At 27.1% G+C, this 15,272-nt stretch carries 13 protein-coding genes and 1 other RNA gene; 6 read left to right on the top strand and 8 right to left on the bottom strand.

Annotated features, from left to right (window positions below):
• Positions 1-241 precede the first annotated feature (241 nt).
• On the top strand, positions 242-2,164 hold the full coding sequence (locus AC0B4S_RS02015; RefSeq protein ID WP_465101456.1) for a restriction endonuclease subunit S: 1,923 nt from the start codon (positions 242-244) through the stop codon (positions 2,162-2,164).
• 31 nt (positions 2,165-2,195) lie between these two features.
• Here AC0B4S_RS02015 and pnuC read toward each other — a convergent pair whose 3' ends face one another.
• Positions 2,196-3,461 carry a nicotinamide riboside transporter PnuC gene (gene pnuC / locus AC0B4S_RS02010; RefSeq protein WP_465101455.1) on the bottom strand — a complete coding sequence of 422 codons (1,266 nt, stop codon included), beginning with the start codon at positions 3,459-3,461 and terminating at the stop codon, positions 2,196-2,198.
• Positions 3,462-3,537: 76 nt separating this feature from the next.
• Here pnuC and rnpB point away from each other — a divergent pair.
• An RNA gene (gene rnpB / locus AC0B4S_RS02005) (RNase P RNA component class B) lies at positions 3,538-3,821 on the top strand.
• A gap of 116 nt (positions 3,822-3,937) precedes the next feature.
• Positions 3,938-5,755, top strand: coding sequence for a hypothetical protein (locus AC0B4S_RS02000; protein ID WP_465101454.1), 1,818 nt, complete (start codon positions 3,938-3,940; stop codon positions 5,753-5,755).
• 4 nt (positions 5,756-5,759) lie between these two features.
• Here the strand turns inward: AC0B4S_RS02000 and AC0B4S_RS01995 are convergent, their stop codons facing one another.
• Positions 5,760-6,443, bottom strand: coding sequence for a deoxynucleoside kinase (locus AC0B4S_RS01995; RefSeq protein WP_465101453.1), 684 nt, complete (start codon positions 6,441-6,443; stop codon positions 5,760-5,762).
• A gap of 2 nt (positions 6,444-6,445) precedes the next feature.
• Entirely contained in the window at positions 6,446-7,108 is a 663-nt protein-coding gene (locus AC0B4S_RS01990; RefSeq protein ID WP_465101452.1) for a deoxynucleoside kinase, read from the bottom strand.
• Positions 7,109-7,293: 185 nt separating this feature from the next.
• Here AC0B4S_RS01990 and AC0B4S_RS01985 point away from each other — a divergent pair, with 185 nt between their 5' ends.
• Complete coding sequence (locus AC0B4S_RS01985; RefSeq protein ID WP_465101451.1) at positions 7,294-7,863, top strand: thymidine kinase; 570 nt, start codon at positions 7,294-7,296, stop codon at positions 7,861-7,863.
• A gap of 55 nt (positions 7,864-7,918) precedes the next feature.
• Positions 7,919-9,217: a glucose-6-phosphate isomerase gene (locus AC0B4S_RS01980; protein WP_465101450.1), complete on the top strand. Its 1,299-nt coding sequence runs from the start codon at positions 7,919-7,921 to the stop codon at positions 9,215-9,217.
• A gap of 37 nt (positions 9,218-9,254) precedes the next feature.
• On the opposite strand, the gene AC0B4S_RS01975 is transcribed toward AC0B4S_RS01980, so the two are convergent.
• From AC0B4S_RS01975 to AC0B4S_RS01960, 4 genes are all read right to left on the bottom strand, one after another.
• On the bottom strand, positions 9,255-10,889 hold the full coding sequence (locus tag AC0B4S_RS01975) for an endonuclease (RefSeq protein WP_465101449.1): 1,635 nt from the start codon (positions 10,887-10,889) through the stop codon (positions 9,255-9,257).
• 285 nt (positions 10,890-11,174) lie between these two features.
• Complete coding sequence (locus AC0B4S_RS01970) at positions 11,175-12,092, bottom strand: hypothetical protein (protein WP_465101448.1); 918 nt, start codon at positions 12,090-12,092, stop codon at positions 11,175-11,177.
• A gap of 74 nt (positions 12,093-12,166) precedes the next feature.
• Positions 12,167-12,322, bottom strand: a complete 156-nt coding sequence (locus tag AC0B4S_RS01965) for a hypothetical protein (RefSeq protein ID WP_465101447.1) — start codon at positions 12,320-12,322, stop codon at positions 12,167-12,169.
• Between the two features lie 98 nt (positions 12,323-12,420).
• Positions 12,421-12,807, bottom strand: a complete 387-nt coding sequence (locus AC0B4S_RS01960) for a hypothetical protein (protein ID WP_465101446.1) — start codon at positions 12,805-12,807, stop codon at positions 12,421-12,423.
• 229 nt (positions 12,808-13,036) lie between these two features.
• On the opposite strand from AC0B4S_RS01960, the gene AC0B4S_RS01955 reads away from it, so the two are divergent.
• Positions 13,037-14,218 (top strand): IS3 family transposase, encoded by a 1,182-nt coding sequence (locus AC0B4S_RS01955; protein WP_465101445.1) that lies wholly within the window; start codon positions 13,037-13,039, stop codon positions 14,216-14,218.
• Between the two features lie 78 nt (positions 14,219-14,296).
• Here the strand turns inward: AC0B4S_RS01955 and AC0B4S_RS01950 are convergent, their stop codons facing one another.
• On the bottom strand, positions 14,297-15,271 hold the full coding sequence (locus AC0B4S_RS01950; RefSeq protein WP_465101444.1) for a DHH family phosphoesterase: 975 nt from the start codon (positions 15,269-15,271) through the stop codon (positions 14,297-14,299).
• Position 15,272: the final 1 nt, after the last annotated feature.

Raw genomic sequence — 15,272 nt, 5'->3', positions numbered from 1 at the left:
AATTATATCAAAAAAAAAAAAAAACTTGGTCCTTGTTTTTGCAAATATTTTATTTTTTTATTAAATGGAAATGTCACATGCAAAAAACTTGCAAGCGACTTTTCCAAAAAGCATATTTTGTTTTTTGTGATATTGGTTTTACAAATTAAAAAAACTATGTGGCAGTTATAAACAATAATATGCAGTATAAATATGACTATTTTCTGCTACAATTAAATTACTATATATTAAAGGAATCATTATGAATAAAATTGAAAAATTAATTAAAGAATTATGTCCAGGTGGTGTTGAGTATAAACCATTATGAGAAATAACATCTTGAAACAAAAAGTTTCAAGATGTTGAATCACATAAACAAAAAAATATTTATAAATACAAAAAATATTTTAGTGCTAATGAACTAAAAGATTTAGCAAGTAATAATGGAACAATTAAAATATTAACTACTAACCAAAGTGATTTATATGCTAATGAAGATGATATAAAACAGTATATAAGCGAAGCAGAGATCATTTGCATACCTACAGGAGGAAATGCAATTGTACAGTATTACAATGGCAAATTCATAACTGGTGGTAATTTAATTGGAAAATCAAATGATCCAGATAAAATAAATATTAAGTATGTATACTATGTTCTTCTTAATAAACTTGACTTAATAAGTTCTTATTATCGGGGTGCTGGCATTAAACACCCTGACATGACAAAGATCTTGGAAATCTTAATTCCCCTCCCGCCCCGCGCGGTCCAAGATGAAATTGTTAAAATTCTTGATAATTTCACAGAACTTACAACAGAACTTACAACAGAACTTACAACAGAACTTACAACAGAACTTACAACAGAACTTACAACAGAACTTAGATACCGTAAGCAGCAATATGAGTATTACAGAGATAAATTATTAACTTTTGATGATTCAAAAGTTAACGTTGAGTATAAAAGAATCGATGAATTATTCAAGTTAAGCAGGGGAATTGTTATCTCTAAGGATTATATTAGAGATAACCCAGGAGAATATCCAGTATATTCATCGCAAACTGAAAATAATGGTGAACTTGGCAAAATTAATACGTACCAATACGATGGAGAATATATTACCTGGACCACAGACGGAGCACATGCTGGAACAGTATTTTATCGTAATGGTAAATTTAATATTACTAATATTTGTGGATTATTAGACCTTAAAACTAATGATAATATAAAATACCTATATTATGCATTATCCATCCGTACAAAAGAACATGTAAATATCGGAATGGGTAATGCCAAACTAATGAGCAATGTTATGGCTGGAATTAAAATTCCCCTTCCACCTCTTCCAGTCCAAAACCGCATTGCAGAAGTATTGGATAACTTTGAGAAAATTTGTCATGATCTCAAAATTGGCTTACCTTCTGAAATATCTTTAAGACAAAAACAATATGAATATTATAGAGATCTCTTATTATCATTTAATATTAATGATATCGAGAGAGAGAGAGAAGATAATCCGGGATTAGCCAAATTATTTGAATATGTCTTTGGTTTTGAACTAGTTAACTTTGGGTATGAGGTTAAATATAAACCTTTATGAGAAATAACTACTTGAAACAAAAAGTTTCAAGATGTTGCTTCTCATAAACAACAAGATATTTATAAATACAAAAAATATTTTAGTGCTAAAGAACTAAAAGATTTAGCAGATGATAAAGGTACAATTAAAATCTTAACTACTAATAAAACCAACATATTTGCTAACGAATCAAAAGTTAGCAAATATGTTGATGAGCAAGAAGTAATTTACCTTCCAACGGGTGGCAATGCCATAGTGCAATATTATAAAGGTAAATTCATTACTGGGGGTAATGTAATTGCATTACCTAGAGACAGTAATGAACTAAACATAAAATATTTATATTATGTATTAAATAATAAATTAGATTTAATTGAATCTTATTACAGGGGTGCAGGAATCCAGCATCCACATATGCCTGATATTTTGGAAATTCTTATACCTCTCCCTCCCCTTCAAATTCAAAACAAAATAGTTGAAATCCTAGATAAATTCTCTGACTTAACAAATGATTTAACTAAAGGTTTACCAGCAGAAATAAACCTTAGACAAAAACAATATGAATATTATAGAGATAAATTATTAAGCTTTAAAGATGATAAATAGCCACAATCTGTATTATAGATTGCCGCTATTTTTATTGTTTATTTCTTGAAAATATTTTTTTAAAATTTGTTAATTGTTCCTCTTGCAATAATTCACTGAGTTTATTTATAATAATATTGTTATTATCTGCTTCATCAAGATATAAAACTTCTTTGAAAAAAGAATTTCAAAATCTTTTATTTTTGTAAGATAAATAATTTTTTGAAGAAGACGAAACAAACATAATATCTAACTTTTGCTGCATAGCAAGCGAAATTTTGTATTTGTTTTTTAAAAATATTACTTTTATTTTATCACTGAAATTATTAATTTCAATTTTGTCAAGCAATAAAATTGCATCAAGCAAGTAATAATTAAAAATAATTCTATCATTAAATTGCGATTTTTTTACAATTTTAAGTAGTTCGTTAAGGAGGTTGCGATATATTCTAAGATTGTTTATGTTTGTATTAACAAGTTCAGGTTTAAATACTGTAAAACCATTCTTATCAAAAAAAACTTTAAGATCATTTATACCATACCAACCACTAAAAGCTACAGAAATTGTTTTTTTATTAGTTGTAATGAAAAATAAATGTATTGAAAGAATCATGTAAATAATATTTATTAATAAAGTTGTAATGTTAATAAATCCAATTCCACCAAAAAAGATGAATGAGAAAATATTTTTAATAATTCAAATTATTCATGAATCTCTAAAGCCCATAACCATCATTGTTAAGGCAACTACTGATAAAGCATTAATTAATGATATTAAAATATTGCCTGCAATAAAATAATTAAAATTGCTACCGTATCTTTCGACCTTTTCTTCACCCAACAACTTAACTACTAGTTTGTTTACTTCGGGATTTGAATAATAAAAAATTATTGTTAAACAAATTGTTAAAATAATAAAAAATGATGTTGAATATATATTGGAGCGAAATGATTCAAATAATTTATTTTGATTTTTAATACGGGTTGTTTTATATCATGTTGCCAACATAATTGGAATATAAATTATAAAATTAATAAAACCATCTATTGCTAAACCTCATGAAAAAGCAAACAATGCATATAAAATTGCATTTGAAATTCCTAATAAATAGGCAATATTTTTATGTAAAGCAAAAAAGATAACTGATAAAACTCCTAAAATAGCCGATAACGAAACACTGATACCAATTATTTTTTTTCAAGTTGAAATTTCCCCTGTTCATATTCATGTTTTATAATCAAAAGAATATAAAGTATTAATTATCAAAATTAATATAAATATAATTGAAAAAATCTTTTGATAATGTTTTTTAATCAAAAATACAATATTTTTATTCATAAATTAATTATATAACATTGTTTACAAAACAAATTATTTATGGTATTATTATTAAAGTATCAGCTGATAGCTGCTATTTAACCAAAAATAGTAGAGGAAAGTCCGTGCTAGCACCAGCTGCGATGTTGGTAGTGTTCATGTTAAGCCTAAGAAGCTTAAGTTCAAACGACTAGTGCCACAGAGACGAGAATTGTGAAACGGGTAAACTCCATGAGCTAGAAACCCAAATTTGGTAGGGGAACTTCGAATAGAAACTGAACAATTTCGGAGAATATGCATTAAATGCATATTAGATAAATTATCAGCGCATTTATAATGTACAGAACACGGCTTATCGATACCAAGGAAAATATTTTCAAAAATATTTTCTTTTTTATTTTTAGAAATATAAAAATATATTAAAATATTGTAAAAATTTTAGAGTAGCTTAAGATAAATATTAAATATGGAGAATGATGGAACACACACAAAATTTTTTTCAATATAAAAATATAAAAAAAATTTTTATTATAACCTTAAGTATTATTTTCGGGATAATTATTGCTTTATTTGTTGGACTTAAAATTAATTATCCATTTAGGCCTGCATTTTTTAATTATAAATCATACATTAGTAAGCCAAACGAAGATCGCATTAATAAAGATTTTGATTATAAAGAATTTAACGAAGTAGATGAATTTACGATTGCATTAAATAATAACAAAGCAATTGCGGGTATAGGAAGTGATTTTCAAGTTATTGATTTAATTAAACGTGGATTTATTCAAAAAATTAATTTTGAAAAACTGTTAGATCTTAAAGAACCAATTAAATCAAAACAAGAATTAAAAAATATCTTACAAAAAATATATACACCTACTGTTTTTAAGCATTTGGAAAGCTATGATGTTGAATTAACTCATGATGCAAATAATAACCCATATGCTGAATCAAAACACCTTTGAGAATATTTTGTACCTTATTATCAACAAGATGGTGTAATTGCAATTAATCCTTTAAAAAACACTAAAAAACCAATTGAAGATTTTGAACAAAAATTAAAAGATAATTATTCTGAGTTAATTAAAAATAGTGATTTAAATAATTTAGAAATGCAAACTGCATATAATTCCCTTTTTAATATCTTAAATACAACAACTAAAAATGGTTATGAAAATCTTTTAATTACTGATGCGGTACGTGTCAACATGCTTTATGGATCACCATATCATATTGAAAATAATGAACTTAAGTCAAAATATGGACAAATAACTACTAGTGAAAATTATCAAGATTTAGTAAATAGTTTTTTAAATTTAATTAAGCATTCAACTGGTAAACCTATCGAAAGTGATATCTTTTCATTTAATGGAGATGGTCTCGAAGTTTTGAGAACCTTATTAGATGTTACACGAAAAGATGTAAATGCCGCTTTAATGTATAATGGCGATGCATTAGACGCTTACTATTCAGAAGATAATGAATTATTAACTACTGATGAACGAGGTAATCAAATACCAATTCCAGATGGAACTGTTCAAGTGCATAAGTTTCGTGAAAACATACTTTTAGTAGATGGATTAGTTGTTGCAAATAATTTATCAGTAAGCACAGAAAATACTTTATATAAAACACTACGTGAAACAATCTATGCTAATATCGAAGCTCCTTATACTGCAAACAATTCAACAACAGTCATGCGTAACTTATATGATGAATATTTAAATGTTGCTTTTAGAGATAAATTTATTCAAAGTTTTAACTCATTAGATTTACCTAACAATCATAGCGAAACTGCATTTAACAATTTTAAAACCGAATTAGTAGAACTTTATGCCCAAACTTTAGATAAGGAACTTGAAGATAGTGATTTGGCAAAATTCAATGATTTTGTATCTAATAAGCTAAGGGAAAACCAAATTTATAAGGTGATCTTTGAATCATTTCTAGATGATTCTGCTACTCTTAAAGCTGAAGAATTTATCAATAAAATAGCCTATTTATTCTCACATATTGATTTTGATAATGAAGCTTTTAACAAACTATTATTAGAAAAATACCAAAATTTAGAAAACTTTGGGTTTGTCAACTATACACCAAGTAACATCGCTGATTATGAACTAGTCAAAAGGAACTATTTCATTGATGATGATAATACCTATGACCAAAAAGCTATTAATATCTACGAAGTAAAAGACCAAGAAGGAATTATAACCCATAAACGTGTTTCTGGGGTTAGCGAAAAACTTAACTCACTACTTAATACATATTATTACTTAAAAATCAAACATTAAAAACCTAATTGCCTAAGCAACTAGGTTTTTGTTTTAGTTCTGTAGTTCCCCATTCATCAATTATTTTAGTAACCTCATCTAAAACAGTTCAATCACTTTTATTATTCGTATTTACAATTTTATATGGTATTTTATAAAATTCACATAACTTAATAAATAATGGTTTATATAACTCGCGAAGTCTTTGAAAATATGTTTCATTTGCATCATAATTATCTATTTCAACGCTGCGTCCTCTTCTTAAAATTCGATCCTTGATAGTATCGTAATCTGCATCTAAATAAATTGCTAGATCTGGGTTTAAATTACTATCTACAATATATTTAAACATTGCATCAAAAGCCTTAAGATATTTCGGATCTTTTTTCTCTAAAGTGATAACAGCAAAAATATAATGTTCAATGTTAAAGCGGTCTAAAATCATAAAACCATTTTTATGATCTTTGAATTTATCTAAAAATGTCGCTTCCTCTTTTAAAAACGTATCCGTTAATGACTCAATAATATACGATTGAAAAGCAATATCAATATTGGGCTCTTTTTCATATAATCATTTTAAAAAACAATTAAAAACAGGATCATCATTAGCAAATTCTTCAACTAAGTGAGAGTTTTGATAATGTTTACTTAATTTAGTTGCTAGGGTGCTTTTGCCTGAACCAATCATGCCACTAATTGCAATAACCATAATTAAATAACCACCTTGCTTTGATCAAAACTATCAATTATTTGAATTGCTCTTTCAAAAACTTCTTGTTCAGTTAAGTTATTTGTATCAATTATTACATAATTTAAATTATATTTTTTAGCTTGGTTTTCAAATGATTCTTTATAAAAGTTATATAAAGTTTCAAAGTAACTTTTATTAGAGTGATAATTATCTATTTCAACTGCTCGCCCACGTTCAAAAAGCCTCTTTTCAAAAGTTTCATAACTAACATCTAAATAAATAGCTAAATGAGGAGTTTCTTGATCTGTAATTAAGTTTTCAAATAAGGCGTCGTATCCTTTTAAATATAATTGTCCTTTTGGCCTTAAATTTACATTTGCAAAAATGTAATGTTCAATGCTAAAACGATCTAAAAATATATGATCGTTTTTGTAATTTTTACCAAGTTCTTTAAATTTAGCAATTAACTCATTTAATTTAGTTGTATGATTTTCAACAACATATGTTTGAAATGACATTGTTAAATTTGGTTGTTTTTGGTATAACCATTCTAAAAACTGATTAAATACCACATTATCTTGGTCATATTCTTCAAGCATTAATGAAGATTTATAATGCTTGTGCAATTTAGTAGTTAAAGTGCTTTTGCCACTACTAATCATTCCGCTGATTCCAATTAACATAATTATTACCTGCCTATTCTGTATTTATTAGGTGTTTATTTTAGCAAAAAAAATAAGAAAACAAATAAATTAAGTTATTTCCTACTTAGTCATATTGACGTTATAAGTTTTTTCATTATTTTGTGCTCTATTTTTAATTTGGTGGTAAGATATATGCCTAACTTAAAAATATGGAGGAAAACATAATGAGATTAAAAAAACCAGAAGGAACTTTAGAATTAATTACTGGACCAATGTTTTCAGGAAAAACAGAAGAATTATTAAAACGGATTAAAATCCTTGAAATAGCCGAAATTAAAACCTTAGTTTTTAAACCGTCTTTTGACACACGTTTTGATGCCCAAAAAGTAGTAAGCCGAACTGGAGCACAAACCCCAGCTATAGTAATTAAAAAATCTAAAGAAATCTTGGATCATTGAAATGCGAAATATAAAAGTGTTGCAATTGATGAAATTAACTTCTTAGATGAAGGCATTTTTGAAGTTATTGACCATTTAGTTTTAAATGGAGTTAGAGTAACAGCAAGTGGTTTGGATATGGATTTTTTGCGTCGCCCATTTGGTGTAACTCCTGGCCTTTTAGCAATTGCAGACGAAGTTAAAAAACTTAAAGCTGTTTGCATAGTATGTAAATCAGATGCAGCCTTTAGTTTCCGCAAGGAAAATAACCAAGAATTAAATATGCTTGGAGATAGCGAATATGAAGCTCGTTGCCGTAAATGCCACATTTTAGGTGAAAAAGCTAAAAATTTATAAATATCTATTTGAATTTCATTATAATATATTAAATTAAACATTATAGTGAGGAAATATGGAAAAACTTGAATTAGATGTTACAAATTCTCATTTAAGACCCTTAAAAGATTTAGAATATCTTGAATATAAGATTTCACAAATCCATTATGAAATAAAAAAACAAAATAACGCAAAAATAGAGTCTTTAAAATGATTAAATTACCCAAGCAATTATGATAAAGACACTTTTTTAAAAATGCACGGTAAAGCTCAGGAATGAAAAAGAAATGGTGTTAAAACTGTTATAGTTATTGGTGCAAGTGAATCAACTCTTGGAATTAAAGCAGCCTATGATTTTATGTTTCAAGATTATACATATAATGAACCAGATATAAAATTATTATTCCTATCAAGTGATTTATCAACAGATGAATTAATTCATAAGTTGTCTTTGGTAAATGAAACAAAATTTGCCATTATTGTAATCTCTCATTCAGGAAATACTATTGAAACATTATTTAACTTTAAAGAAGTCCATAATATCTTAACAAAAAAAGAAGAAACTAATGCTTCTTCTTATGTAGTAACAATTTCTGAAAATGAACAAGGGCAGTTATTTAAATATTCCGTAAAAAATAATTATACAAGCTTTAAAATACCAGATAAAACACCAACATTTTATTCTATCTTTACTACTGTTGGTATATTCCCATTAATGTGTGCAGGAGTTGATGTGGCTTTAATGCTTAAATCTGCAGCACATATGCAAGAAGAATTAGATAATCCTAAACTTACCCAAAACCAGGCATATTTATATGCTGCTTCGCGTCATTTTTTAAATACAGAACAAAATTATTTAATTGAAAAAATTATATATTCAGAACCAAGACTTAAATCATTTACCTCTTGAATTCAGCAACTAATAGCCAATTCATTAGGTAAAGAAGGCAAAGGCACTTGGCCCAATGTTAATTACTATAATAACGAAAATTCGCAAAAAGACAAAAACCAAAAAAATAAAATATTTTTTCAAACTATGTTAATATGTAATAATCCACTTAATTCGTTAATAATCAACACGAGCCATAAAAAATATGATTTATTAAATTATTTAAATAATCTTGAACAAAAAATCGTGTTAGAACCAACATATGATATCTTAAAATATGATATTTACGATACAAAAAATAATACTCCCACATTTTTATTAAAATTTGATTCATACAATGAACAAACCTTAGGGGCTTTATTCACTTTTTTTCATAATGCTTTAGTTATGCATGCTTATTTATTAGGACTTAATCCTTTTGAACAGCCCGCTATTGAAGTATTTCGCAACAATTTTATAAGTACTTTAAATAAAACAAATAATTAACGACAACTTTTAGAAGTTGTCGTTAATTTTATGTAAATTATTTATCTTGAATATCTGTTAATATTCCTCTATTAGTAAATGGTGTTTTATCATCTCCTATTATCTTAAGAATTAAATCAGGATAATCAATAAATGGATTACGGTTTTGTTGATATTTATATGTTTCGTTATTACGGATAATATCTCACTTCGTCACATAATCGGTAATATCTCATTCTAAATAATAATTAAAATAATCTTTTTGTATGTATGGAGCATCAGATGAATATGAGTTTGTAAAGATATGCGATTGGTTTGCTACTAATTTATCTTTGTGTGTTATCATAAAGTAAAAGTAAGCTCTTGCAATATCTCCTTTAAATGCATCTACAGGTTCAAAAACCGTCTTAGAATTAGCATCAGTTCCTAATTTTGAACCATTTTGTGTGGTGGTTCTAGTAGTACTTACATTTCCATGTGGATAATTATCTCTTAATGCATTAACCTTAATATCAGAAGGTCATACAAAATGTGCATCATGAACTGTTGGAGTAACTTTATTAAACCATGATTGCGGAATTAAGTGTTCACGGTTTAAGCCTCCTCCCTCATTGCTTGCGCTTGAATTAGCGTTATCTCTATATGTCAAGTACTCATAAGGATCATTACCATTTGGATTTTCTGAATAAACATCTAGAATTGAATTATTATTTTCAAAATAAGTATCTTTAAAGGCATTATATTGATCGTAAAATGATTTTAAACCATCATAACTTTTAGTATTTAAATTTGTTAAATTAGAATTTTGCAAACTAATAAGAGCATTGAGTAAATCTTGCCCCGTTTTTCCTTCTAATGAAGCATAGTAATTGTTAGAATTATCATAAATTAAATTATATTTATTTACGTTTTCATTATGCTTAGATAATAATTGTTCCTTGTTTAAATTCTTAGATCCTGTTGTGTTGGCATCGAGATTGTTAACTTTGTTAGATCCTTCCCGTGTATCTTCTTGTTTATCTGTAGTTGATGGATTTTTAGCAACAGGAATAACTATTGTATCAGTATACTCTTTTTGATCATATTTATAAGTTATTTTTAGTTCTCTTGTAGTTTCATTAAATTCTACTGCAAATCATCTTTCCTTTTTATCAGGAACAGTCCCTTTATGTTTTGTGTGATCAAATCCCTCTTTTAATTTTAAAATAGCAGTTTCAGGTTTTCCGCCAGACCCTCGAACTGAAAGATAATAATTATTTTCAGTATTTGAATTTGGACCATAGTTTTGCATTTCCTTTAAGAATTTATCAACATTTTTCTTTGCTTTATATTCATCTAATAATTTATCAAATGTTGCCCCGATGTCAGCATGATCCCAAAGTTCATATATGTTTAAAGATTCCTCATTTGTTGTTGTATTAGGAGTTTTGGGTTCTTGAGATTGAGTTGAACCTTTGACGGGTTTTTCTTGGTCAGGAGTTTTTCCAGTACCTGGATCATTTTTTTGCGGGTTTAATGGCTCAGGGTTTGATACAGAAGGAGGATTAGGGTCTGGTTGAGGCTTAGGTAATGGTGCTGGTTTTGGTTTTAGTTCAGGTTCTTTAGAGCAACTAAGTGCAATAAAAGGTATCACACCAATACTTAAAGAAGCTAAAGTGAGTGCTTTGGTTATTTTTTTTGTAATTTTCGTCATATTTATATTTTAACATAATATAAATCAGATAATCATAAAGCATATATAAGTTTTTAAAATTTACTTTATGTCTACCAATATTATTAAATTAATTAAATTAGAATCCTTTTATATAATAAAATTTTTCCTTTTGTAATATTTAAAATAATCTAAAAGCAAAATTTTATGGTAATACTAAATATAAACCAATAACTTGTCAAATATTGAGTTAATAAAATGGATAGATATTTATACTTTAATTATTTAAAAACATTTGGATAATTGATCCAAATGTTTTTATTATACTTATGGAAATTTTTTTTTCAAATTCTTCTTTGAACCATTTCTCAAATCTTTGTTTGTAAGATTCGTATTTTCACCATATTCTCTAAAAATTTGGTGATACTTTATATTATTACTCTTTTTTATTAAGTAAACTATTCAATATGTTGGCGGGTTTGTATTAACTTCTGCAGAGGTAGGGACCACCATATAGCTAGAACCACTTATTAAAAAATCATAGACAATATTAATAGTAACTTGATTTTCATCATAAGTAGGAATTATCATTTCGTCATAACGATAGTGTGTTGGCCGTCCGGTCTTGTGTATATAAATATTATTTTCTTCCAATACTTGATAAACATCTTGATTGTCTAAATAAAGTTCCTCAAATAATTTTTTAATTTGTGAATCTTGATTAAAATCTTCGTGTGGGTTTAGTTCTTTAAATCTGTTAATTATATATTTATCAAATTGATCTTTATTTGTTATTTTAACTGCACTTGCAATTGGTAGATATTCTAAGACATTTTTATCTCGTAAATAATCAAAACTATTATGGAAAAATGTTAAGTTAAATGGATAAATAGATTGTTTTTGTTTTCGTTCTTCTTTTATTTCGCTGCCGTTTGATTTGACCCAATCTTTAGGCGCAAAAATGTCTATTTTTGTGAATTGTTTATATTTAGAATAGACGGCATTATACATATCATAAGCTTGCTCAAAAGCATTTGCCTCTTTAGTTGGGTCTACCTCTAATAATATCTTATTGTCACTTGCTCTTTCTCATATTCCTTTATCTAAATCAGATATGTTAGGTTTTTTTAGTGGTGTAACAGGACCGGGATCTGGTTTTGAGGGCTCATGACTGCTAACATGTGCACATGAAAAAGTAATTAAAGGAGTTAACAAAGATCCAATCAATAATATTTTTTTATTCATTTTTATTCCTTACTACATGAGTTACATTTTGAAGTATTATACCTGAATTTATTAATAATTTAAGTTCAAAATTATTATTGTGTAATATCTTTTCCATTAATTTGCATTATCACATTTTTGTTTTTTGGTAAACTAAAAACACTTCAAATTCTATATCCAGGTACTACATCTCGTTCTGGTTTGATCATTTCGTTAATTAATATATTTAGTTTTATTGAATCACTATCCACAAATTCAATATTATAAAATGTATCAAATGCACTATACGAATTATCATCACTAATATAAATATCATTGTTTTCTAAAAACTCATAAACATCTTGATCATTTATGTAATTTTTTCAAATTGAGATTTTATTTCGGTATCGCTTATGTTGACACCTTCACGACTATTTAGCTGTTGGAACCTCTTAATAATAATTTGGTTAAAATCTTCTTTATTTTGAATTTTAACTCAATTATACATTTTTTTACTTGTGTCAACACTTTCAAAAAATCCAGCATTAAGTGTATAATAGTTATCATTTTTAATCTTGGTTAAATTTTTACTTACTGTAGGGGATATAAAAGCTTTTATTTTCACAATATCTTTTTGTTTAAAATTATTCCCATTTGCTGGGTTAGAAGATTGAGGAGGTGTACATGAAAATGTTATAAATGGTAAAGATAAAGGTAATGAACATACAAATAATTTTTTAATTTTATTTGGCATCATATATTTCTCCTTTAATCATGTTATAAATTTTATTATTATGTTAATGTATTTGATCTATATATAAATTATATATGATTATTTATTATTTATAATGGTTCATTAATTTGGTTTTTTTAAAGGAAAAAGTTAACATTAAAATAAAGCCGGACAGAAAAGTTAACATGTAAATGTTAGCTTTTCTGTTACCATTCGTTGGTACCAACGAAGAATTTTTTTGAAAGGATAAATTATGTCAAGACATTTAAAGAAAGAAGAATTTGCAAAAATATATGAAGAATATCAAAAATCAGGTTTCCCAGGTGCTTTCCAAGCTATTTACCAAATATCACCAGAAACAAAAAACTTACAAAGAAATAGTGTAAAAGTTAGAATTAATAAAATAATTAAGTATTATAATTTAGGTATGGAAGACTTATTACAGACAAAGAAAGGGGAAAGCCGCAAAAAAGGAAGCGGCAAACCTAAGAAGCAAAGAGAACCAAATTGAGATATTTTTGATCGTGATGATTTGTTACAAATAGCTAAAAGATATTATGAAATTACCAATGAATTACCCAAAAGTAAGAAAGTTATTGAATTAAAAAGTTTTAGAATAAGTTATGTGAAACTTTCAGAAGTTTTTGGCATTTCTAGGCAAACGATTTCTAAAACTCATAAGATTAAAATTTCACAAAAACTCCCTAAACATAGTGATGTAATTGAAAAATCGTTCATAGAAACAAAGTCAAGATATGGAAGGCTAAAGCTAAGTGTTTACATATCTAAAAAATACAAAATAGATATAAACGAACGTTCATTAGGGAGATATATGAACCTTTTAGGCCTAAAATGTAAGCTTAGACAAAAATCAAAACGAAAAGAAATTAAAAATGTATCTTCACAAATTGATAACTTCGTAAATCGTGATTATAACGATCAAAACAATCGAAATATTTATGCAACTGATGTTTCATATATAAAAGCACCAAAAGACGTGTTAGAATCACACGTTTATTTGTCTGCAATTTTGTCTCATAAAACTAAACAAATTGTTGGTTTTAAATTATCAAGAAGTAATAATCTAGAACTAGTTTTAGACACTTTAAATTCATTAAAACAATACAAACCCAAAAATTTTATCATTCACTCAGATCATGGCTTTCAATATACACATCATCAATATATTAAAGAAGTTCAAAATATTGGTGGCGTTATTTCGTTATCAAGAGTGGGAAACTCACTTGATAATCGAGAAATTGAATATTGGTTTGGGATCATTAAAACCGAATTATTAAATGATTTAGATTATTCCAAAATAACATTCAATGAACTTAATGATATGATACAAGAATATGTAGTTTGGTATAATAACGATCGAATTCAATCAAACTTAAACTGAAAAACGCCAAAGCAATTTGCAATGGCATTATAAGTTACTAAAATGTTAAATTTTGCTGTCCATGTTTAAAATGTTAACTTTTTGTTTATTGCAACTTCTTATAATTTTTATTTAAGAATTTTTTGCTAAATAGTTTTTAACTTCTAAAACACAGTCATCAATAACTTGTTCAACTAAGTCAAATGATTTGATAATTGCCCCTGAGGCTCTTTCGTGTCCTCCCCCACCTCATTTAACAGCAACATTGCGAACAATTGGACCATTGGACCTAAATTCAACTCTAATTTTACCATCTTCTTCTTCTAAAAATTGCACCCAAATTGGGAAACCTTTAATATTGGCTATTGCATTAACTCGCATTGACTCATTTGATGTTTTTCCATATTTCTTTGTTTCTGCAAGTGAGTTTTGGATATAGGCCACGCCATCACGTGTTTTTAAAGTTGATAAAAGCCACGAGTTGAATTTTAAATCTTCTAATGAACTTAGCGATAGGTTTTTATGGACAAAGTCTGCTTCTAAACCAGATTCATATAATTTAGAGGCAAGCCTTAAAGTACGAGCTGACACACTGCTAAATAAAAAGCGCCCTGAATCAGTATTAATTCCTAAATATAAATAGTTTGCAGCTTTAGGAGTAATTTTCCATCCATTAACTACTGCAATTTCAGTAATCATTTCATCAGCTGCACAATATGAACTATCTACTCATCTAGTAGTAGTATCACCTAAATCATCATCATTTGGATGATGGTCAATTCTAATCACCTTAGCAAATAAATTTTTATCTAAAACTTCTCTTTTTTCAATCCTTTCCTTGAAATTAGCATCAACAATGACTCCTAATGATTGTTTTAAAACTTCATCACTAGGAATTTCATCCATTTTAAAATCTAAAAAACTAAACGAGTTTTTACTATCACCAATTGCATAAACTTTTTTATCAGGAAAATTGGTTTTAATTAATTCTTTAAGTCCAAATTGAGAGCCTAAACAATCGCCATCAGGTCGAATATGATGAAAGATCACAATACTATTATATTTATATAATTCTTTAGTAACTAATTCTAAATTACCTATTTTCATA

This window comes from Mycoplasma sp. 6934 (genome assembly GCF_055523595.1).
Note: the sequence above shows the minus strand (reverse complement) of the source record. Positions and strands in the feature narration are given on the sequence as shown.